The organism is Algoriphagus ornithinivorans (assembly GCF_900115305.1).
Lineage (GTDB): Bacteria > Bacteroidota > Bacteroidia > Cytophagales > Cyclobacteriaceae > Algoriphagus > Algoriphagus ornithinivorans.
The window spans coordinates 109,820-130,010 of record NZ_FOVW01000009.1 but is presented as its reverse complement, the minus strand read 5'-3'; the positions used below and the strand labels follow the sequence as shown (position 1 = coordinate 130,010).

The following is a 20,191-nucleotide window of genomic DNA, read 5'->3' as shown; positions in this document are numbered from 1 at the left end:
GAGAAGGTTTCTAAAAAACAATGACCCGGACGGATTCGTACAAGGGTGTCAAATTTGTACAAAAATCATTTAAATAAAAAATCCATTTTAGGTTGAAAAAGTTAAATTTTAGGCATAGTAAAGTTATTTCGAATATTTTTTGACTTCACCTAAAATTATCTAATTGAACTTTTACTAGTGAAAAAGCCAATGACTTGCTTCTAAAAGCCATATTTACTCAAAAGTTTCTCTGATATTCAACAACTTATATTTAGATAGTCAATCTATTTTATGGTTTTAGGGTTTACCCTCACATTTAATTATTTTTGGAGACCAAGATGAAGGCAAAGGCCTTTCTCATTACAATACAAAACCCAAATATGATACGCCCTGATTTTTATCCATTTCCAGTCAAAAGTAAAAATGATTGGCTAGAACAAATCCATCAGGATCTAAAAGGAAAAGATTTTGAAAAAACCCTGGTAAAAAAGGTTTGGGGAGAAATCTCCCAGCAACCTATTTATCATTCCGAGGATTTGGATTCTAATCCTCAACCGATGACTTTCCACCCTCCGTCTCAGATCCCCGGATTAAGTCCGAGGCTGTGGTTTAATGCCGTTTCCATTTATCCTTCAGATTCCAGCATTGCCAATAAAGAAATATTAGAAGTACTTCAGAATGGAGCCGATGCCTTAATTATCCATGCATCAGGAAATGAGGACTGGGAGAAAATATTAAAGGATATTCTGCTTCCATATATCAGCCTTTATATTCTTCCTGAAAAAAATCCGCGAGAGGTAAGGAAGACCTTTTTTGAATACATTTCAACTATAGAGCTTGCAGCAACCGAGCTCCAGGGAGGTTTTTTGAACTCTCCATTTGATGAAGTATTTGGATCAAAAATTAGGTTATCAGAGTCAGTAAAGTATTTCGATTCTGAGTTTAACAATTGGAAAAGCTACCCTAACTTTTCTCCACTAGTTCTGAATTTTGCCAGATATAGAAATAGCGGTGGAACAGGAATTCAGGAACTAAGCTATGGTTTTGGCGAATTGATTGAATTCATGAGCTCTATTTCAGATGAGAAAAGTACTCTTCAAGATGTCTTTTCAAGAATTGGAATTCACTCCACAGTAGCCGGAGACCATTTTCCTGAAATCGCCAAATTGAAAGCCTTAAGAAAGATTTGGGCGATGATTGGGGCGAAATTTGAGATCGAGTCAAACCCATCGAATCTTCAGCTTTTAGTATCCACTTCCACTTGGAGTAAATCCCTGATTGATAAAAATACCAACCTAATCAGAGACAGCTATGAAGCAATTTCAGGGATATTGGGCGGCTGCAATTGTATTTGGGTCAGACCCATCCAAGGAAGAGATGCAAGTAACTTGGAAAAAAGGGTTGCTAGAAACATCTCTTCGATTTTGAAAGAGGAAAGTTATTTAGATAAAGTAATGGACCCATCAGCTGGTTCTTACTACTTGGAAAAACTTCAGAAGCAAATTGAAGATGCTGTTCAAAACAGGATAGCTGAAATAGAAAATGAAGGCGGTTGGGAGAAAGCTTTTCAAGAAAGACAGATCCACCAACAAATTCGAGCTCAGCGACTGAAAACTCAGGAAGCTGTTAGCAATTCAGAGATTTCTAAAATCGGAGCCAATAAATTCAAAGCTCAGGGAAAACTCATCGATAATCTTCCTGCAAAGGATTTTTCAGAAGAGGAAAGTGAATTAATTGAAACAAGAGCAACTGCTTTATTAGAAACCCAAAATCACTCATGAGACCAGATTTTAACTCTTGGAAAAATCCATCTATAGGTAATGACACCTCTCTTGAGAGTTTATGGGATTCTCCTGAACAAATTCAGGTACCACCTACATTCGATCCGGCTACTCTTAAATTGGCTCATGTGGACTTTGTAGCTGGAATCCCGCCTTATCTCAGGGGACCTTACAGTACAATGTATGTGATGCGTCCTTGGACTATTAGACAATATGCCGGATTCTCAACAGCAGAAGAATCCAATGCTTTTTATAGAAGAAATTTAGCGGCTGGGCAAAAAGGACTGTCGGTGGCCTTTGATTTGGCTACTCATAGAGGTTATGATTCTGACCACTCCAGAGTAGTTGGAGACGTTGGAAAAGCTGGAGTTGCCATTGACTCTGTCGAGGATATGAAAATCCTATTTGATCAAATCCCATTGGATCAAATGTCAGTTTCCATGACAATGAATGGTGCTGTGGTTCCTATCATGGCATTTTACATTGTCGCCGCTGAAGAACAAGGCGTCTCTCCTGAAAAATTAAGCGGAACCATTCAAAATGATATTTTGAAAGAGTTCATGGTGAGAAACACCTATATCTACCCTCCCCAGCCTAGCATGAAAATCATCGCGGATATTTTTGAGTTTACCTCTCAAAAAATGCCTCGATTCAACTCCATTTCAATCTCAGGTTATCACATGCAGGAGGCTGGCGCAACTGCCGATTTGGAACTGGCCTACACTTTGGCAGATGGACTGGAATACCTGCGAACCGGAGTAAAGGCAGGTTTGGACATTGACGATTTCGCACCAAGGCTTTCATTTTTCTGGGCAATCGGAATGAATTATTTCATGGAAATCGCCAAAATGAGAGCAGGCAGGTTACTCTGGGCTAAAATTGTCCAGCAGTTTAATCCCAAAAATGAAAAATCATTAGCTCTTAGAACACACTGTCAAACATCCGGATGGTCCTTGACAGAGCAAGATCCTTTCAATAATGTAACAAGAACAGCAGTGGAAGCCTTGGGTGCAGCTATGGGGCATACTCAATCTTTACACACCAACTCGCTGGATGAAGCCATTGCCTTACCCACTGATTTCTCAGCAAGAATTGCCAGAAACACTCAGTTGGTTTTGCAGGAAGAAACAGGAATCACAGATGTGGTTGACCCTTGGGGTGGCTCCTATTATGTAGAATATCTGACTGATCAACTGGTGGAAAGAGCCTGGACGCTGATCGAAGAGGTAGAAGGCTTAGGTGGTATGGCAAAAGCTATAGAAGCAGGGTTACCAAAACTTAGAATAGAAGAAGCTGCCGCAAAAAAACAAGCGAGAATAGATAGTGGAAAAGACATCATTGTTGGAGTAAATAGATATCAGGTTGATGAAAAATCTGAGATTGAGCTATTGGAAGTAGACAATCAATCTGTAAGAGAATCTCAAATTCAACGAATCAATCAGATTAAGTCCAAACGAAACGAATCTGAAGTCGAAAGTGCATTAGAGGCTATCACGGAAGCTGCGCAAAGTGGAAACGGAAATCTCTTGGCACTAGCAGTGGATGCAGCGAGAAAAAGAGCGACTTTAGGGGAAATTTCCATGGCTATGGAGAAAATATTCGGAAGGCATCAGGCCCAAACCAAATCTATCACCGGTGTTTATGCAGCAGAAGTGAAAAATCAGGAATCGTTTAAAAAAGCAATTGCCCTTTCTGATCAGTTCGCCGAACTGGAAGGAAGGCGACCAAGAATCATGGTAGCCAAAATGGGGCAGGATGGACATGATAGAGGTGCGAAAGTCATCGCAACAGGCTTCGCCGATTTGGGGTTTGACGTCGACATAGGACCATTATTTCAAACACCAGAGGAAGTTGCGGAACAAGCCATAGAAAATGATGTGCATATTGTAGGTGCTTCTTCTCTGGCCGCAGGACATAAGACTCTGATTCCCCAATTGATAGAGGCATTGAAAAAACTTGGCAGACCGGATATTATGGTGGTAGCCGGAGGGGTAATTCCTGCCAAAGATTATCAATTTCTTTTTGACAAGGGGGTTTCGGCAGTTTTTGGCCCGGGAACAGTGCTTTCTGAAGCTGCGACAAAAATTCTCGAAAAACTTCTGGAAGAATAATAAGCAGCCCTCCTCGGAGGGCTGTTGTTTTTTAGAGTATCTACTAGTATTCAGCTAAACAATAGCTATTTTTAAGTATGCGGGATTTCGTATTAGTTTTTGATCAAAATCTTCCTGAGGAAGATCAAAATTCCTTTTTTGAGAAATTGGAAGTTCAACCTCAATCCAATCTTCCATTTGATCAATTTAATCTTCAAGACTATTCTTCAAAGGATAACATTTTGTTTTGGGTCAGTGATGAGCAAAGCAAAAAGATTATTGAAGAGGCAAACGAAAATAGTCCATCCATTGCTTTTCTCCCCCACCCTGAACTCATCCTAATCGCCAAAACTTTGGGAGTAGCATCTTCCAAAGAAAAAGCATTTAATCACTTTCTTGAGGCAGAGGAAGTAGAGGTATTTGATTTACTTGAAATCAATGGGGAGTTGTGTATGAATTCCCTGGTCATCGGAGAATCCCTTAGCATCTTGTATGATTCTTTTGAAAATAACTTTTTTCAAAACCTAAAAGAACGATTTCGAAGGTTTCTAAAACTTTTCAGAAGAGTAAAATTGAAAAGTTATAAAATCACCTACGGAAAAGAAGAAGAAAAAACCATTGAGATTGCTGCCATGGGCATCTTGGCAGTTTCGCATTGTGAGAGCAACCTGATTTTCAAACGAGTCATCAAAGATTCAGGATTGAATGAAGGCTTGATGCATGTAATTATTTTGGCCCCCAAAAGCCTTTTTTCAATCATTCGTTTTGGTCTTCAAAACCTCTTTTTCCCAATTAAAGGAAGTGCAATCCCAGACTTTTTGAGCTATATATCCACTGAGAAGATGACTATAGAAAGTGAGGAGGAATTTACTTTCGCTTCGGATGGTCAAGAGAATAAATCCGGAAAACTGGAATTGGGAATTTCCGAAAATAAAGCAAGAATATTCTCGGATTTCGATTCCACTAAAGAAAAGGAGGATAAGAAGAAAGAGCTCAATGTCTCTTCTTTACCAATGGGAAAATTGAGGATGGAGCTCACCAAAGGATACCTTCCTTGGGTGAGGCACGCAACTTCTGAAGAGTTCAAGGAGCTATTCACTTTATTAAAACAAAATTCTCAAACCTCCTCCACTTATCTGGTTCTCATGGCCTTGTCCACCATGATCGCAACTTTTGGACTTTTCGGAAATTCAGGTCCGGTGGTAATCGGAGCTATGATCTTGGCACCCTTGATGGGACCCATTATTTCCTTGGCTATGGGCGCTTTGAGACAAGATGAAATTCTCATCAAAAATAGCCTGATCACCATATTTTGGGGAGTGGTTTTGGGGATCATTTTTGCTGTATTTATCACTTGGCTTACTCCGCTCAAAACCATGAATTCTGAGATATTAGCCCGAATTAGGCCTAATTTATTGGACTTGGGGATTGCTGTGGCTTCAGGGATAGCAGGAGCATATGCTCACTCCAAAGAAGAAATAGCCAAAACATTGGCAGGAGTTGCAATTTCCGTTGCATTAGTTCCACCTTTAGCCGTGGCTGGAATAGGATTGGGATGGGGAAACTGGAATGTGTTCTGGGGAGCATCCCTGTTACTCGGAACGAACTTAGCCGGGATAGTAATGGCTGCAGCATTGACATTTATGCTTCTTGGATTTAGTCCATTCCGCCTAGCTAAGAAAGGAATTTTGATCAGTGTGGGGATTTTAATTTTGGTGACGGCACCATTAGTCTTGAGCTTTAGAGAAATGGTTCGGGAAAATCAACTGATTCAACAATTGAGTGGAAAAGAAATACCTCATGGTTTATTAAGAGATGTAAAGGTAATAGGCCTTAGCCCTTTACGCCTTTCTGTGACTATTCTATCTGACCATGAATTGAACAATCAGGATTTTAAAGAGATCAAAGAAGAAATAGAGGAAAAAATCCAACAGCCTATCCAATTGGAATTAACTCTGGGGGTTAAGCTTTTTGATTAGTTCTGGTAAATCAAAATAGGTTTTCCATTTTCACAACGTACTCCCTTTGGTTCAGCTACATACATGCAATCCGAAAAACGATTATTCCTTTTGTTGTCTTCAGCCTGCAATTGATTGTATTGTTTGACCTTCTTTAAAAAATCATCCACGTTGATTTTCTTGGAATAAGCAATATATTCCCATGGCCCACCGCAGGGTTTACTCCCTAAGGCAACATACCCCCAGTCATTTGAATTGTTGCAGGTTTCGGATTCTGCCATCTGCTTGATTTCAGCATAAAGCAATTCCAATTCCTCCAGCGTATAAACTCTGTTTTCAGATTCAAAAAGCTGGCAAGAGGATAAAATTAAAACCGATAGAATGACGATATACCTTTTCATAAATAGTGCTTAAAAACTAACTTCAATACGAAGTATCTGAAAAAAGTGATACATCAAATCTCGAAAAATTTTTGAAAGAAAATTTCAGATCAATCCCTTGGGTCCATATTTCTAATAGCTGAAATCAACCATTTCCCCTTCTTCTTCACCAATATAAAGCTGCTCCATAGCTTCCTTTGAGTTCCGTCCGCTTGATCTATTAGATACCTCGCGTCTACCATAGCCACCTCATTGGACAAAAACTTAATCTTTTCAACTTTCAAAACTCTAGATCCAGGGTTATTCACCGAACTTTTTACCATCCCTGAAATTGCTTCAGCTGCCCCATTGCGCCATTCACCACTGGACACCAATTGATCAATATCTTCTGTGAAAATGGATTTTAATAAAACCGAATCCCCAGTTTCTCTTGCCTTTTTATAATCATTGATGACTTGATTGATTGCGACAGAATTTATTTTTTGTTCGTCTGTGATTTGAGAAAAGCCTACTACAGGGATTAAAAGGAAGAATAATAAAAGAAATCTCATGATACTTAGGTTTAATCTTTAGTCAATATCCGAAAAAATTAATAAAAAAAACCACTCATTTCTGAGTGGTTTCGAATAGTTGAGTATAAATATACTAGACGACGTCTTCTCCTCTGAGCTTAATTACGGCTCCTTCCAAAACGTCAGAAATTCTTATTTGACAAGCAAGCCTGGAAGTTGGAAAATATTCAGGCAGGTTTTCCAACTGGTCAAGTTCTGCATCAGTTGCATCCCCCAAGCCATCTTTTCCTTCCAAAATTTCAACATGACAAGTAGCACAAAGAGCCATCCCTCCACAGGTTGCCAATACAGGATAATCAGATGCTTTTAGAATTTCCATCAGGCTGAAACCCATGTCATCTGGAGCTTCGACAGGCTGACGATTACCGTCGTTATCTTCTACAATGAAATTTACCATGGCGCAAAAATAGCATTAAAATGAGTTTACACCATTGACCGTAGTGTATTTAAAGCTCAATTTTTGATCAGGATAAACATATTTGAAGGCAGAATGCATCATAATAGCAGCCTCGTGGAATCCGCAAAGGATCAATTTCAATTTACCTGGATAGGTATTGATATCTCCAATGGCATATATTCTTTCCACACCGGTAGAATAATCTCTTGTATCTACCTCGATCGCATTCTTATCAATTGATAATCCCCAATCTGCGATTGGACCCAATTTCGGACTTAATCCAAAAAGAGGGATAAGATAATCTGTGTCGATTTTGATTTCAGCTTTGGATTTATCCTCCAAAGTCACTGAGTTCAACTTTCCGTTTCCACCAACTTCTTTCAAATTAGCCGAAAGGATCAAATCAATTTTACCCTGATTGGCTAGGTCGAATACTTTCGCAGCAGAATCAGGCGCACCTCTGAATGTCTCATTTCTGTGCACCAAAGTTACTTTTTGCGCAACATTGGAAAGGAAAATAGTCCAGTCCAAAGCAGAGTCGCCTCCACCAGCAAGCACTACTTTCTTATCACGGAAGGTTTCTGGATTTTTCACCATATAAGTGATTCCCTTTCCCTCAAATGCATCCAAATTCTCCAAAACAGGCTTTCTTGGTTCGAAGCATCCCAAACCGCCGGCAATCACGATCACTTTTGCGTGAATATGAGTTTTATCGCTGGTAGTCACCACAAAGCTTCCGTCTTCCTGCTTATCCAAGTGGTCCACTCTTTCTCCCAAAGTGAAAGTTGGAGAGAATGGCTTGATCTGTTCCATCAGGTTATCCACTAGCTCCTGAGCTTTAACTTCAGGATATCCCGGGATATCATAGATAGGTTTCTGAGGATAAATTTCGGATAACTGACCACCTACTTGTGGTAGGGCGTCAATCAAATGACATCGCATTTTGAGCAATCCTGCCTCAAATACTGCGAATAAACCGACCGGTCCAGCTCCTATGATGCAAATATCAGTATGAATCATCTTGTATAAACTTTATGGGAAAACCCCTTTAAATTCAAATTGTTCGTATAAATACTATTAGTACACTAATTATTATTCTTCCATCACCTGACCATCCAAATTCTGATAGATTGTATTCAGAATTCTCTTAAACTCGTCAAAATCATTCTCGTTTAGATTTTCCCAAGCCTTTTCTCTAATCTCCAGAATTTTTGGTCTCAGCGAAGTCACTTTAGCCACCCCAGAATCCGTCAGATGAAGCTGAAAACTCCGTCTGTCCTGAGGATGGGGGATTCGCTCAACATAGCCTTTCTTGCAAAGTAAATCGATAATTCGCGTCAAAGTAGGATGATCTTTGAACACCAAATTCGCAAGCTCAGTCTGACTAAGTAAGCCATGCTCCGATAAATTTTTCAAAACTAACCATTGATCGACAGTCACATCAAAATCTCCCTGCTTAAACTGCTGCTGAGCGTACTGCTTGACCTTTCGTGCTGTACGGTCAAGTAGGAAGGAATATTTTGCGAATTGCTCTTGTGTCATACAAATAATTAGTGTGACAAATATATAAAAAAAGTGATTCAGAAATACAATTCTCTACTTTTTCTATAGGGATAATAACTTACTTAATACCAACCCTTAAACTATCTATAAATGATTCCAAAGAATCAAATTCCTTTTCCATGAAAAAAATTGAGAAAGGATTATTCTGGACTCTTACCTGTCCGTCCAATTCATAGATTCCCGCCTTTTTCAAGGCCTTTTGTAACCAAAAAATCAATTCCTGAGATCCTTCAACATTAAAAGTCGCAGGCTGGCTTTTAATCTCAACCCTTCCTCTTTGGGTATTGAACTCGAATTTTTCCTGAGGAAATAATTGATTGATTTTACCTGAAATCACCAAGTCTTCAGGGAGTCCTTTAACCAGATCCTCTCCGCAGTTCATCAACCAAATCTGATCAGAACTCTCTAAAGCAATATCCAAATCATGCGTAATTACCAAGACGCTCTTTCCCTTTTGAAGCGATATCTCACGGAGCAATTGCATAATCTCGTAGCGATTTACTAAATCTAAATGCGCTGTGGGTTCGTCCAAAACCATGATCGGTGCATCCTGAGCTAGGGCTCTAGCTATAAAAGCCTTTTGGCGTTGCCCATCAGACAGATCGGAAAGCCTCTCATGTTGGATGTATGCTATTTTTGTATCCTCAATCGCCTTGTACACTGCCTTTTTATCCAAATCTGATAAATATCCAGACCATTTCAGATAAGGAGTTCTGCCCAAGCTGACTAGTTGAGTAACGGTCATATTCCCCGGAATAAAAGGCTCTGTCAGCACAACTGCTAGATTCTTTGCAAGTTCTTTCTGTGTGAAGTGATTAATCGATTTGCCTTGAACAGTCAATGATCCTTCCCAAACGGGAAGTCTTCCCATAATCGCTTTGATCAAGGTTGACTTACCCACCCCATTAGGGCCCAATAAACAGGTGAGTTGTCCGGAAAAAAGCTTGAAGTTTATTCCTTGCAACACTTCTTTACGGGATTTACCGGTTTGGTAACCCAAAGACAAATTAGCACCAACAATTACTTCTCTTCTCATATCAGAACTCTTTGCTGAAGTTTTTTCGAAGAACCAAGCCTATCACTAAAGGAGCCCCAATCAAGGAAGTTACAGCATTGATTGGCAAGCTTTGAGCAGAACCTGGAAGCTGCCCTACTGCATCGCAGAGCAACAATAAAATAGCCCCACAAATACCTGATGCCGGGAATAATATCCTGTGATCGGAAGTTTTCCAAACTATCCTGGCCAAATGCGGCACCGCAATCCCGACAAAGGCAATAGGACCGCAAAAAGCCGTAATTGCCCCAGCGAGTAATCCCGTACTGCCAATCATCAACCAACGCAATCTATTTGGATTAACTCCCATACTTTCTGCATAAGATTCTCCCAAAAGAGATGCATTGAAAGATCGGATAGAAAATATCACCGGAATCAAACCCAGAAACACCACAAACGATAATAGACCAACCTGATTCCAACCTAAACCACCTAAGCTACCTAAAGACCAGATGGTATAAAGTTTCAATGCCTCGGCTCCGGAAAAAAACGCCAAAACAGAGATGATAGCAGAAACCGCAGCTCCAAACATGATCCCAACAATCAATAAAGTCATGCTATCCTTGACTCTCCAAGCTACTAAACTTACTAATGCTAAAATCAACCCAGCTCCCAATGTCCCAGCAAAAGCAGTGGCCCAAGGACTGATGGCAGTGGAAGCAAAACCAAAAATTGATCCTGCCAAAATCAAAATGGCAACCCCAAAACCTGCCCCGGAACTTATTCCCAACACATAAGGACCTGCTAATGGATTCCTAAAAAATGTTTGCATTTGAAGCCCGGAAATACTGAGTCCAATGCCAGCTAAAACAGCAACAATCGCCTTCGGAAAGCGATAATTCAAAATAATTTGTTCAAAAGATGCCCTCTCCCACTTGTTAAAAAAAAGACCGTCCAATAATTCTCCAGTTGAAATAGTAACAGATCCCAAACTAATATTCAGAAAAAGGCTCAGTACTAAGACAACTACTGCTACGATCAAAAGAAAACTGTTTCGGCTACTTCTCATCCAATCGGGTATAGAAATAAAGTTCGTAATCTGGAAGCAATTCCGGATGAAGGATTTTGATAATATCCTTCAAAACCCAATCTGGCCGCATATAGCCTAATTCAAAGTATTCTAATCCTCCTTTAGGACCCTTTTTAGCCGTATAGGTAAAGACATTCCCTTTCTGAAATGCAGCAAAAGACCGATATCGGGGCTCATTACTACCCATTTCTTCCAAGTTAGAAAAATCAGCCGAACCTATCCAGAAATCAGAATTCAAGGCTTGATCCAATACAAATTCATAATTCAATTGCAAACTCCCAGTGCCGCTTTTATCACCAAATATATACTCTCCTCCTGCATTTTGAAGAATTTTGGCTCCCCAACTATCCGCCCCGGGAGCATACCAAATATCTTGATACAACACTCCGGAAAGCACAGTTGGCTTGGTAGTTTCTATTTCTTTCACCAATTCCAGAGCCTCTAGATAATCCTTCTCAATAGCCTCAAATACTTCCAAAGATTTGTGATAATCACCCAGTAATACTCCTGTAAATTTGATCCATTCAGCCCTTCCCAAGGGATGCTGCTCTACATACTCCCCATTAATCGGAGTAGAGATTCCTGCATTTTTTAGCAGTTGTAAACTTTTCAAATCCTCCCCCAAAGTGGATATCATCACCCAATCCGGGTTTAAATCCAAAATCAACTCAATATTGGCGGAAGGAGCTGAACCCAAATCTTGTACTTCCCCTTGCTCAATTCTTTCCCATACTTTGGGGGATGAAATCAAATCCAGATTAGGGAAGGCTCTGAGTTTGGAGGTTTGCCCCAAAAGATCCAAATGAGGAATCTGGGTTGTCGATGTCAAGACAATATGTTGGATGGGTAATTGGATAATACCATCAAATTCGCCTTCTGGTTGAGTTTGATTTTCTTCAAGTACTAAGTAGGTAAAACTCTCCTCTGCACCGGTCCATGGTTGAGTCACTGTAAGAACCCAAAAGCCATCCCCTTTTTCAATTTCAAAACCTTGTGCATACGAGAGGCTAATTTTTTCAGTTAAAAAAACCTGATCATCCTGCTTTTTTTGACAGGATAGAACACTGACAATCAATAGAATAAAAATTTTACAGAAAAGAATTCGCTTCACCTGAATCTGATTTTTGAAAGTTCAAAGTAAGGATAAGATCAGTCGCTTTACAAAAAATGTTTTCAAACTGCTTTTTTCAGATTCGAAATGATTCTATGTTTGCATCGGAAACAGGTTCCCGATCTAAAACTTAGATCAGGGATTAATAGGGAATTCGGTGAAATACCGAAGCTGTCCCCGCAACTGTAAGTCTGCGCTTTTCTGATTTACTCAGAAATTTGAAAAGCTTTCGCTAAGCAAAGCCATTGAACCATATTTTTTGGTTTGAGAAGGCCAGTGAAAGTCAGACAAGCCAGGAGACCTGCCTGATTCTATTGATTCTGTGCTTTCGGAGGAAAAGCGAAGAAGACATGCAATTACTGGGTTTGGTATACCCTCTTATTTCATTTCTTCCCATTTCTCTTCAAGCCCGGATCGAATTCAACCTTTGATTCGATTAGGCATGATTTTATTAGTGTGGGCATTCACATTTTTTGGATCTGATATCCAAAAAATCGATACAGTTGGGCTTCAAGAAATTGAAGTGATATCCCCTGCCTATGAGCGATTTGGGCAGGGTCAGAAATCAATTAAGTGGAGCCAAAAAGACTTAGAAGCTTACCAAAGCAGGAGCTTGGCTGATCTCCTCGCTGACCAAAGTCCGGTTTTTATCCGCTCTTATGGGCCTGGAATGTTGGCTTCCCCATCCTTTAGAGGGAGTTCGGCTGGACATACCGCAGTTTTTTGGAACGGAATCCCCCTCAATAGTCCTTCTCTCGGACAAAGTGATTTTTCATTGTTACCCGTATTTGCCATTGATCAGGCAAGCTTACAATTTGGTTCATCCGGTGCTCTTCTGGGAAATGAAGCAATCGGCGGCAGTGTAAACCTGAAGTCCCAAGCTGGATTTCAAGAAAAGTCTAGCCTCTTACTTTCTCAGGAATTTTCAAGTTTCGGAAATTATCAAACCAATATCAAAGGGGGCATTTCAGGCAAAAAATTAGCCCTACAAAGTAAAATCTATCATCAGTTTGCAGCCAATAAATACCCATTCCGAAATCTAGCCCTGCCCGGTACTCCAATACAAGAGCAGGATCATGCCCAAGTGATTCAAAAGGGGATTGTAACAGATCTGAATTGGAGAATCTCCGACAATAAATCACTGAAAACCTCCATTTGGCTTCATCAAGCTGAAAGGGAAATCCAGCCTCCCATGGGATCTTCTACTCAGGACTTTCAAGAGGACCAAGCTTTGAGATGGTCCATGAATTATGAGATTTTCAAGAAAAAAAGCACTCTCGCATTTCAATCTGGATTAGTTCGGGAGGAACTCATTTTTAACGGGATTGAGAACAATACATCCCAATTCATCCTGGGAGGAGCCTGGGATTACTTCCCCACTGAGCAACTTTCTTTTCACTCAGGAGCAAGAATCACATTAGTAAAGGGAGATCTCAGTACTTATGCTGCCATAGATGAGCGATTAGAGATATTCCAATCAGCAAAATATAGCCCTACAAACAGACTGAGTTTATCCTTGAATCTACGTCAGTTGGGATATGGAGACCAGCTAGTTCCGCTTATTCCGGGGGCTGGTTTGGATTGGACTTTTTTAGAACATAAAAATCAAAGTCTTGAGTTAAAAATCTCAGCAGGAAGAGGCTTCAAAGTTCCCACATTAAACGACAGATTTTGGTCACCTGGAGGCAACCCGGAATTATTGCCGGAAAACAGCTGGAATGTCGAATCAGGTCTTCATTGGAAAAAGAATTCATTTTCTCAAAGTTTGACTTTCTACAGCATGAATGTAGATAATTGGATTATTTGGTTGCCTCAAGGTTCCTTTTGGTCACCGCAAAATATCAGAAAAGTGAGATCTGATGGAGTAGAATATCAGGGTTCATTGAAGTTCAAAACTGGAGCAGTCGATTGGTTTTCGCAATGGCAATATAGTTTGAACCGGGCAGTCTCCTTGGTCGGGATATCTCAAAATGATCCTTCATTGGGGAAGCAACTCCCTTACACCCCAAGACATCAAGCCGGACTATCATTACAGGCTCAAGTTCAAAAATTCTCCATTCAGGCTCAAACAAATTACACAGAAGAGCGAAAAATCACAGCTGACAATCCTAGAACGCTTTCCCCATTCTTCCTAGCAGATCTGGGAATATCCTATACCGGTTTTAGTATTTCTAAAATTCAAATTCCTCTACAAGTCAGAATCCAAAATTTATTAAACACACAATACCAGGTTATCTATTTGAGACCCATGCCTGGAAGATCTATCAATTTTAATATATCCTTTCAACTATGAAAACTAAACTACTGCAATTAGGACATGTATTTGTCAGTCTACTCATCCTTTTTTCCTGTATAGGAAATGATCCTGAAAGACCTCTTGGGGAATATGACAGAGGAATCTTGATTATGAATGAAGGTTCTTTTGGAAGCAACGATGGAGAAGTTTACCACCTAAATCCAAGCACCAATGAATTGAAGCCTGATATTTTCGAAGCAGCCAATGGACGACCATTTGCTGGATTATTAGAAGATATGGTTAATGAAGATGATAAGATGTATCTGGTTGCCAACACCGGCAAGGTGGAAATAGTCAACCCCGGAGACTTCAAAAGTTTGGGAGCAGTGACATCAGATTTGGATCAACCTAGGTCCTTGACTGTCAATTCTGGCAAACTCTTTATCTCTGATTATGGACCTTATGATGCTAATTTCAATACTCCCAGCTCATACATCGCCGTAGTTAGAAATACTTTAGGCGGAACTGTTTCCAAAAAGATCGCCGTTTCAAGGAAACCTGAAGATTTGATTTCCTTCGGGAAATTCATTTTAGTTGCGGGTTCTGAAGAAGGAAAAGTAGAGGTGATTGATGCTGAAAAAGAGGAATTGGTTAAAAGCATTGAAGTAGAAGGAAACCCATCACAGTTTTTTGAAATTGATGGCAAGATTTATCTGTTTTCATCCAAAGCAGATGAGGTAGTTATCTATACTTTCCATTTGGATAACTTTACTCTAGCTACCAGTAATTGGTATCCAATTGCAAATGCTACCGGAAAAATCGCTCTGAGCAATTCTAATACCTTATATATATTGACCAGTTCGGGATGGCCAAACTACGAGGACGGAATTGGGGTTTTGCCTCTTTTTGGAACAAGCCTACAGCCAAAATGGTATGAAGGTTCAGGCTTCTATGGAATTGGAATTGATTCCTCAAAAGAGGAGATTTATGTGGCAAATGCTAATGGTTTTCAAGGAAATGGCACTATAACTGTGCTTGATAAATCAGGAAACACTGTCAGAACTTTTGACGTAGGAAGAGGCCCTTCTGGCTTTATGATGAAATAAATGATTTGGCCCCGAAAAAATTCGGGGCTTTATTTTTTCAAAAAATGAGAGGTTAATTCTCTAGCAAGATTCATTGGGTTTAGGTCACCTTCCAAAACCTGTTTTTTTCCTTCGTTCAATTTTTTCTGAATAGCAGGATGCATGTAAAATGCTCGGCCCAGCAATGCCTGAATACTATCATCCAGCCATTTGAGTCTTTGCTCGGCCCGATTTTTCTCCCAAAATCCATTACCCAACATTTTACTCTGAAAATCTTCAATCATTTGCCAACATTCTGGCAAACCCATACCAGAAATAGAGGAACCTATCAGAACCTTAGGAGACCAATTATTCTCTCCCAATGGAAATAAGTGTAAAGCGTTTTGATAGGTAGCTTTAGCCTTTTTCGCAGGTTGCAGGTTATCTCCGTCTGCTTTATTGATTAGCATCCCATCAGCCATTTCCATGATCCCTTTTTTAATCCCTTGGAGCTCATCTCCTGCTCCTGAAAGCATCAAAAGGAGAAAAAAATCAACCATGCCTTTCACGGCAATTTCTGATTGCCCCACTCCGACAGTTTCGACCAAAATCACATCAAAGCCTGCCGCTTCACAAATCAGCATGGCTTCACGGGTTTTGGAACTTACCCCGCCTAAAGTACTCCCTGATGGACTAGGCCTGATGAAAGCTCTTTTATCTGAAGCTAGTTTTTCCATCCTGGTTTTATCTCCAAGAATGCTTCCTTTGGTTTTTTGGCTACTCGGATCCACGGCAAGTACTGCTACCTTTTTTCCTTTATCAACGAGCATTTTTCCAAATGACTCAATGAACGTGCTCTTCCCTACACCCGGGACACCTGTAATCCCCACCCGAATAGAATTACCAGCGTAGGGTAATAGCTCTTGAACCAAATCTCCTGCAAGTTTGGAATCAGTTTCCAAATTGCTTTCCACGAGAGTGATTGCTTGGGAGAGAACTACTCTATCACCAGCTAAAACACCTTTTTTAAACTCAGTTAAGGACTTTCTTTTTCTCATTGTGAAAAACCTTCTTGGAATTTACTTTGGCCCATGGGACTTTTTTCAAACCTTGCTAAAACCAAAGGTTCTAAACTTGCTTGAAAATAGGGATACTTAGGAGTAAGATCAATTTTTGAGGGAGCTTCCGGGGAGAAAAAGTAAACCAGTGTTTTTCCATATTTGGTATGTGGCTGCATTTCGGCGAACTCTCTCATCCAGTTGCCTTCCTCGTTTAAAACTTTTATCGCGTAAATTCTCAGCACCGGGCCAGTATTATTTTCATTTCTATAAAAGCCAAGTTCTTCGAATTTCCCCTCAAATCGATCCAATCCGGGCTGAGTGAAGCTTTCTTTTAAAATATATACTACCAAAGCCAAAACAGACAGACTTAACAAAAGGTATAGAATTCGAGTACTTTTCAAAAACTTTAGGGGTTAAAAGGATTAGGCCTTAATTTAGCCGAAAATTCTGACAATGGGTTTCGAATATATCAAAGCACTTCACATCATTTTTGTAGTCACCTGGTTTGCAGGACTTTTCTATATCGTGCGTCTTTTTATCTACCAGACAGAAGCCATGGATCGCCCTGAAGCAGAACGGGAAATCTTAAAACCTCAATTGGACTTAATGGCTTCCAGGTTGTGGTACATTATCACTTGGCCTTCTGCCATTTTAACCCTGATTTTTGGTACTTGGGTTTTAACTTACAGAATGGGGTACCTTGAACTTGGATTCATGCATGCCAAATTGGGTTTTGTGGTTTTGCTCTACACTTATCATTTGGGGTGCCATAAACTTTTCAAAGAAATTCAAGCAGGACGAACCCGATGGAGCTCTACTCAGTTAAGACTTTGGAATGAAGCCTCTACCCTGTTGCTTTTTGCAATAGTTTTCCTGATAGTATTAAAAAATACCCTCAGTATGGTTTGGGGAATTGCAGGCCTAATAGGTCTTGGGATTCTGCTCATGTTGGGAATCAGGCTTTATAAAAAATATAGATCAAAATCTTAATCACCCATGAAGATTAAAGGAATTGGAATACTGGCTTTAGTTAGCGTTTGGATATTTTGGCAGTGTAAACCTGCCAGTGAAGAAAGTTCACAAGAAGTATTACCGAAATTGGGAAATTGGCATGTCGATGATGCTGGAGATACTGTTTACCATCAAATTGCTGAATTTGCTTTTATCAATCAAGAAGGGGATACAATTTCCAATCAAGATGTCAAAGGCAAGGTCTATGTAGCTGATTTTTTCTTCACTAGCTGCCCTACTATATGCCCTATCATGAAAAAAGAAATGCTCCGAGTTCACGAGGCATTTGGAGACAATCCTAATTTTAAGATATTGAGTCACTCTATTGATCCTACTTATGATACTCAGGAGGTTCTGAAAGATTATGCGGAAAAACTAGGGATTGAGAATGCGAAAACCTGGAATTTCCTAACGGGAGAACCTCAAAAAATCTATGAAATCGGCCAGACAAGTTATCTGACAACTGCAATGGAAGATCAGAATGAACCGGGAGGTTTTCTACATAGTGGGGCTTTTGTTTTGGTTGATCAGGAAGGCCACATCAGAGGCGTCTATGACGGTACCAAATCGGACCAGGTGGATAACCTGATCAAGGATATTCCAAAATTGCTGGGGTCATGAAAAGAGTTCTATTAGGTATTCTTTTTTTAGCCACTTTTGCCTGCTCTCCCAAATCATCCGATAAGGATAATACACTGGCTCAAATTTCTAATCCAGATGTGATGAAATATGCCGTAAATGGAAAAGCACTTTATGAAAATTACTGTGCAAATTGTCATCAGAAGGATGGTAAGGGGCTGGGGAAACTTATTCCTCCTTTGAATGAATCAGATTACTTCAAAGAAAGTATTCATAGAAGTGTCTGGATAATGAAAAATGGTCAAAAGGGGGAAATCATTGTCAATGGAGAAGCTTATAACCAAGCCATGCCTGCTAATCCCCAGCTCACAGCTTTAGAGATCTCCCAAATCAGTACTTATTTATACAATATCTGGGGAAATGAGGAAGGAGTAATCAGCTCAAAAGATGTGGAAAAATTTCTTTCTGAAAAGCCTGAAAACCTTTAGTCTTTAAGTGTTTTATCCGCTTTGTTCAGAGCAGTGGTAATTTTCTCATTCACCACTTTCACTTTTTCCATCTGTTCTTCCAAATAAACTTTCACCTCTTCTGGGTTTCGTTCACCATTCTCATTATCATATTGCCTCATCCAAACAAACATGGCTTCATAGGCTTGCTCAAGGTCATAAGCCAAGGCTTTTAATTCCTGAATTTTAAGAGAATCCGAGGAATTTTCAGCCTCTAATTCGGAAGCCTCGCTGATAGCCCGCTTTTCGAGGGACTTCAGTTTACCCATCATTGGCATTACTTCATCGTGAACGGCAATCACTTTAGCTCTCATTTCTGAGTTTTCCTCCTCTAAGCTTGAACCACAGGAGACAAAAAAGATAACAATAATCAAAAAAGGAATAAATCTGTTCATGGAGTTGATTAAAATTTAAGTAAAGTTACTATTTTTTCTTTTTATAATCTTATTCAAATGAAATTATCAAACAGCAAAAATATTAAAATAGGTTGCTTAATTTTAGAGCTTAATGAAAAATTATGAAACCATTTTGCTTCGCTGACGGAAAAATCATAGATACTCAAACTGCAAGTATCCATCCAATGGACTTGGGCTTAATCAGGGGATATGGAATTTTTGATTTCTTCAGAACAGTCAATCATCAAGGTCTGTTTTTGGAGGATTACTTGGATAGGTTTACTGCTTCAGCAGAAAAGACCTTTCTTCCTTTAGATTATTCAAGAGAAGAACTTCGCCAAATCATCGGGCAATTAATCGAAAAGAATGATTTGGAGCAAGGCGGGTTGAGAATGGTTTTGAGCGGTGGAGTTTCGGACAACCACTTTTCTCCCGCTGATGGTAAACTATTCATTTTTGCAGAGTCCTTAATTTTCCCATCTGAAGAGAAATATGAAAAGGGAGTTAAGCTTTTGACCTTAGAATATGTCCGTCCAATAGCTGACATCAAAACCACCAACTATGCACTTGCAGTATGGCATTCGGCTCAGTGGAAGAAGCAAGGTGCCGAGGATGTATTATATCATATGAACGGGTTTATCAGTGAAAGCTCCAGAAGCAACTTCTTTATTGTGAAGGATGGTGAGCTAATCACTCCAAGTGAGCATATTCTTCTTGGAATTACCCGAAAAAATTTAATTAAAATAGCAGGTCAGGTCACCATTCGACCTATCAGTCTGCAGGAAGTATGGGAAGCAGATGAGGCCTTTATCTGTAGTACCACCAAAGTTCTATTACCGGTAACACAAATTGATGATAGAACCATAGGGAATGGTAAACCCGGACCGATTTCCGTTAATTTGCTGGAAAAATTTAAAGAATTGGAAAAGGAGCTCTGCTATTAATACAAAAGCCCTGAAATTTTCAGGGCTCCTTTTTTTCTAATCTACCAAGGTAGCATCCTTCAAAATATACATCAACTTTTCAGGGTCCTTGGAATTGAGAGTCAACTTCCCTCTTACCTTCACTCTTTTTGAGGTGTATTTGATAGGTGTTTTCAGCATTACTTCCATGACCGTTTCCGGTCCACCAGAACCACAAAAAAAGCATTCTGCAAGTGGTAAACTGGACAAAATAATATGCTCTGGCTTGAACATTCCCTCGAAAGGAATAATGTAACCATCCGCCTCCACTACTTTTCCTTCCAGCTGCTTCACTTTATCAGAGAATACCGGAACGTAAAGCTCCCCAAAGTTGTCTTCACTGATTTTATAGGTAACTTCCGAAAGGCTCTTCCATACATTTGGGCTTTGCGCGTAAGTGAAAGCTGCGAAACCTAAAGAAAGCAATCCTGTCAATAGGGTGGTTTTGAAATATTTCATGGG

The 20,191-nt window shown here is 39.8% G+C and carries 21 protein-coding genes and 1 riboswitch; of the genes, 9 read left to right on the top strand and 12 right to left on the bottom strand.

Annotation, left to right across the window (positions count from 1 at the left end):
• The first annotated feature begins 359 nt into the window (after positions 1-359).
• From BM073_RS14720 to BM073_RS14710, 3 genes are all read left to right on the top strand, one after another.
• On the top strand, positions 360-1,760 hold the full coding sequence (locus tag BM073_RS14720; RefSeq protein ID WP_175557927.1) for a methylmalonyl-CoA mutase family protein: 1,401 nt from the start codon (positions 360-362) through the stop codon (positions 1,758-1,760).
• A complete protein-coding gene (gene scpA, locus BM073_RS14715) occupies positions 1,757-3,871 on the top strand; it encodes a methylmalonyl-CoA mutase (RefSeq protein WP_091655089.1) in 2,115 nt (704 codons plus the stop codon). Before BM073_RS14720 ends, scpA begins: the two co-directional genes overlap by 4 nt.
• Positions 3,872-3,948: 77 nt before the next feature.
• On the top strand, positions 3,949-5,829 hold the full coding sequence (locus BM073_RS14710; RefSeq protein ID WP_091655088.1) for a TIGR00341 family protein: 1,881 nt from the start codon (positions 3,949-3,951) through the stop codon (positions 5,827-5,829).
• Here the strand turns inward: BM073_RS14710 and BM073_RS14705 are convergent.
• The 8 genes from BM073_RS14705 to BM073_RS14670 form a co-directional block, all read right to left on the bottom strand.
• Positions 5,826-6,209: a hypothetical protein gene (locus BM073_RS14705; RefSeq protein WP_091655087.1), complete on the bottom strand. Its 384-nt coding sequence runs from the start codon at positions 6,207-6,209 to the stop codon at positions 5,826-5,828. The two genes, BM073_RS14710 and BM073_RS14705, sit on opposite strands and share 4 nt — an antisense overlap.
• Before the next feature lie 89 nt (positions 6,210-6,298).
• Positions 6,299-6,739 carry an SgcJ/EcaC family oxidoreductase gene (locus BM073_RS14700; RefSeq protein ID WP_091655086.1) on the bottom strand — a complete coding sequence of 147 codons (441 nt, stop codon included), beginning with the start codon at positions 6,737-6,739 and terminating at the stop codon, positions 6,299-6,301.
• A 94-nt stretch (positions 6,740-6,833) separates the two neighbouring features.
• Complete coding sequence (locus tag BM073_RS14695; RefSeq protein ID WP_091655085.1) at positions 6,834-7,157, bottom strand: 2Fe-2S iron-sulfur cluster-binding protein; 324 nt, start codon at positions 7,155-7,157, stop codon at positions 6,834-6,836.
• Positions 7,158-7,172: 15 nt separating this feature from the next.
• The gene (locus BM073_RS14690; protein WP_091655084.1) at positions 7,173-8,177 is read right to left on the bottom strand and encodes an NAD(P)/FAD-dependent oxidoreductase; all 1,005 of its coding nucleotides are present in this window, start codon (positions 8,175-8,177) and stop codon (positions 7,173-7,175) included.
• Between the two features lie 72 nt (positions 8,178-8,249).
• Positions 8,250-8,699 (bottom strand): MarR family winged helix-turn-helix transcriptional regulator, encoded by a 450-nt coding sequence (locus BM073_RS14685; protein WP_091655083.1) that lies wholly within the window; start codon positions 8,697-8,699, stop codon positions 8,250-8,252.
• Positions 8,700-8,778: 79 nt separating this feature from the next.
• Positions 8,779-9,756 carry an ABC transporter ATP-binding protein gene (locus BM073_RS14680; protein WP_091655082.1) on the bottom strand — a complete coding sequence of 326 codons (978 nt, stop codon included), beginning with the start codon at positions 9,754-9,756 and terminating at the stop codon, positions 8,779-8,781.
• A 1-nt stretch (position 9,757) separates the two neighbouring features.
• Positions 9,758-10,783, bottom strand: a complete 1,026-nt coding sequence (locus BM073_RS14675; RefSeq protein ID WP_091655081.1) for an iron chelate uptake ABC transporter family permease subunit — start codon at positions 10,781-10,783, stop codon at positions 9,758-9,760.
• Entirely contained in the window at positions 10,773-11,915 is a 1,143-nt protein-coding gene (locus BM073_RS14670; protein WP_091655080.1) for an ABC transporter substrate-binding protein, read from the bottom strand. The genes BM073_RS14675 and BM073_RS14670 overlap by 11 nt, the downstream gene beginning before the upstream one ends.
• Positions 11,916-12,010: 95 nt before the next feature.
• Positions 12,011-12,238: riboswitch (cobalamin riboswitch) on the top strand.
• Between the two features lie 119 nt (positions 12,239-12,357).
• Between BM073_RS14670 and BM073_RS14665 the strand changes: the two genes are divergently transcribed.
• A complete protein-coding gene (locus tag BM073_RS14665; protein ID WP_139217505.1) occupies positions 12,358-14,208 on the top strand; it encodes a TonB-dependent receptor in 1,851 nt (616 codons plus the stop codon).
• On the top strand, positions 14,205-15,257 hold the full coding sequence (locus BM073_RS14660; protein ID WP_091655079.1) for a DUF5074 domain-containing protein: 1,053 nt from the start codon (positions 14,205-14,207) through the stop codon (positions 15,255-15,257). The genes BM073_RS14665 and BM073_RS14660 overlap by 4 nt, the downstream gene beginning before the upstream one ends.
• 29 nt (positions 15,258-15,286) lie before the next feature.
• Here BM073_RS14660 and meaB read toward each other — a convergent pair whose 3' ends face one another.
• Complete coding sequence (gene meaB, locus BM073_RS14655; RefSeq protein WP_091655078.1) at positions 15,287-16,273, bottom strand: methylmalonyl Co-A mutase-associated GTPase MeaB; 987 nt, start codon at positions 16,271-16,273, stop codon at positions 15,287-15,289.
• A complete protein-coding gene (locus BM073_RS14650; protein WP_139217504.1) occupies positions 16,270-16,677 on the bottom strand; it encodes a hypothetical protein in 408 nt (135 codons plus the stop codon). The genes meaB and BM073_RS14650 overlap by 4 nt, the downstream gene beginning before the upstream one ends.
• 52 nt (positions 16,678-16,729) lie before the next feature.
• On the opposite strand from BM073_RS14650, the gene BM073_RS14645 reads away from it, so the two are divergent.
• The 3 genes from BM073_RS14645 to BM073_RS14635 are packed head-to-tail and all read left to right on the top strand — an operon-like array spanning position 16,730 to position 18,354.
• Positions 16,730-17,266 carry a CopD family protein gene (locus BM073_RS14645; protein WP_091655076.1) on the top strand — a complete coding sequence of 179 codons (537 nt, stop codon included), beginning with the start codon at positions 16,730-16,732 and terminating at the stop codon, positions 17,264-17,266.
• Positions 17,267-17,272: 6 nt separating this feature from the next.
• Complete coding sequence (locus BM073_RS14640; protein ID WP_091655075.1) at positions 17,273-17,908, top strand: SCO family protein; 636 nt, start codon at positions 17,273-17,275, stop codon at positions 17,906-17,908.
• Entirely contained in the window at positions 17,905-18,354 is a 450-nt protein-coding gene (locus BM073_RS14635) for a c-type cytochrome (RefSeq protein ID WP_091655074.1), read from the top strand. The genes BM073_RS14640 and BM073_RS14635 overlap by 4 nt, the downstream gene beginning before the upstream one ends.
• Here the strand turns inward: BM073_RS14635 and BM073_RS14630 are convergent.
• Entirely contained in the window at positions 18,351-18,767 is a 417-nt protein-coding gene (locus BM073_RS14630; RefSeq protein WP_091655073.1) for a hypothetical protein, read from the bottom strand. The genes BM073_RS14635 and BM073_RS14630 overlap by 4 nt on opposite strands.
• A gap of 122 nt (positions 18,768-18,889) precedes the next feature.
• On the opposite strand from BM073_RS14630, the gene BM073_RS14625 reads away from it, so the two are divergent.
• Positions 18,890-19,711, top strand: a complete 822-nt coding sequence (locus tag BM073_RS14625) for an aminotransferase class IV (RefSeq protein WP_091655072.1) — start codon at positions 18,890-18,892, stop codon at positions 19,709-19,711.
• A 36-nt stretch (positions 19,712-19,747) separates the two neighbouring features.
• Here BM073_RS14625 and BM073_RS14620 read toward each other — a convergent pair whose 3' ends face one another.
• Entirely contained in the window at positions 19,748-20,188 is a 441-nt protein-coding gene (locus BM073_RS14620) for a hypothetical protein (RefSeq protein ID WP_091655071.1), read from the bottom strand.
• Between the last annotated feature and the right edge of the window lie 3 nt (positions 20,189-20,191).

Bases quoted from the DNA above. Each gene is read 5' to 3' on its own strand.
- BM073_RS14630 (WP_091655073.1), bottom strand. From the start codon at position 18,767: ATGAACAGATTTATTCCTTTTTTGATTATTGTTATCTTTTTTGTCTCC.
- BM073_RS14665 (WP_139217505.1), top strand. From the start codon at position 12,358: ATGATTTTATTAGTGTGGGCATTCACATTTTTTGGATCTGATATCCAA.
- BM073_RS14640 (WP_091655075.1), top strand. From the start codon at position 17,273: ATGAAGATTAAAGGAATTGGAATACTGGCTTTAGTTAGCGTTTGGATA.
- BM073_RS14635 (WP_091655074.1), top strand. From the start codon at position 17,905: ATGAAAAGAGTTCTATTAGGTATTCTTTTTTTAGCCACTTTTGCCTGC.
- BM073_RS14645 (WP_091655076.1), top strand. From the start codon at position 16,730: ATGGGTTTCGAATATATCAAAGCACTTCACATCATTTTTGTAGTCACC.
- BM073_RS14660 (WP_091655079.1), top strand. From the start codon at position 14,205: ATGAAAACTAAACTACTGCAATTAGGACATGTATTTGTCAGTCTACTC.
- BM073_RS14695 (WP_091655085.1), bottom strand. From the start codon at position 7,157: ATGGTAAATTTCATTGTAGAAGATAACGACGGTAATCGTCAGCCTGTC.
- BM073_RS14710 (WP_091655088.1), top strand. From the start codon at position 3,949: ATGCGGGATTTCGTATTAGTTTTTGATCAAAATCTTCCTGAGGAAGAT.
- BM073_RS14720 (WP_175557927.1), top strand. From the start codon at position 360: ATGATACGCCCTGATTTTTATCCATTTCCAGTCAAAAGTAAAAATGAT.
- BM073_RS14690 (WP_091655084.1), bottom strand. From the start codon at position 8,177: ATGATTCATACTGATATTTGCATCATAGGAGCTGGACCGGTCGGTTTA.
- BM073_RS14625 (WP_091655072.1), top strand. From the start codon at position 18,890: ATGAAACCATTTTGCTTCGCTGACGGAAAAATCATAGATACTCAAACT.
- BM073_RS14705 (WP_091655087.1), bottom strand. From the start codon at position 6,209: ATGAAAAGGTATATCGTCATTCTATCGGTTTTAATTTTATCCTCTTGC.
- meaB (WP_091655078.1), bottom strand. From the start codon at position 16,273: ATGAGAAAAAGAAAGTCCTTAACTGAGTTTAAAAAAGGTGTTTTAGCT.
- BM073_RS14675 (WP_091655081.1), bottom strand. From the start codon at position 10,783: ATGAGAAGTAGCCGAAACAGTTTTCTTTTGATCGTAGCAGTAGTTGTC.
- BM073_RS14685 (WP_091655083.1), bottom strand. From the start codon at position 8,699: ATGACACAAGAGCAATTCGCAAAATATTCCTTCCTACTTGACCGTACA.
- BM073_RS14700 (WP_091655086.1), bottom strand. From the start codon at position 6,739: ATGAGATTTCTTTTATTATTCTTCCTTTTAATCCCTGTAGTAGGCTTT.
- BM073_RS14680 (WP_091655082.1), bottom strand. From the start codon at position 9,756: ATGAGAAGAGAAGTAATTGTTGGTGCTAATTTGTCTTTGGGTTACCAA.
- BM073_RS14620 (WP_091655071.1), bottom strand. From the start codon at position 20,188: ATGAAATATTTCAAAACCACCCTATTGACAGGATTGCTTTCTTTAGGT.
- scpA (WP_091655089.1), top strand. From the start codon at position 1,757: ATGAGACCAGATTTTAACTCTTGGAAAAATCCATCTATAGGTAATGAC.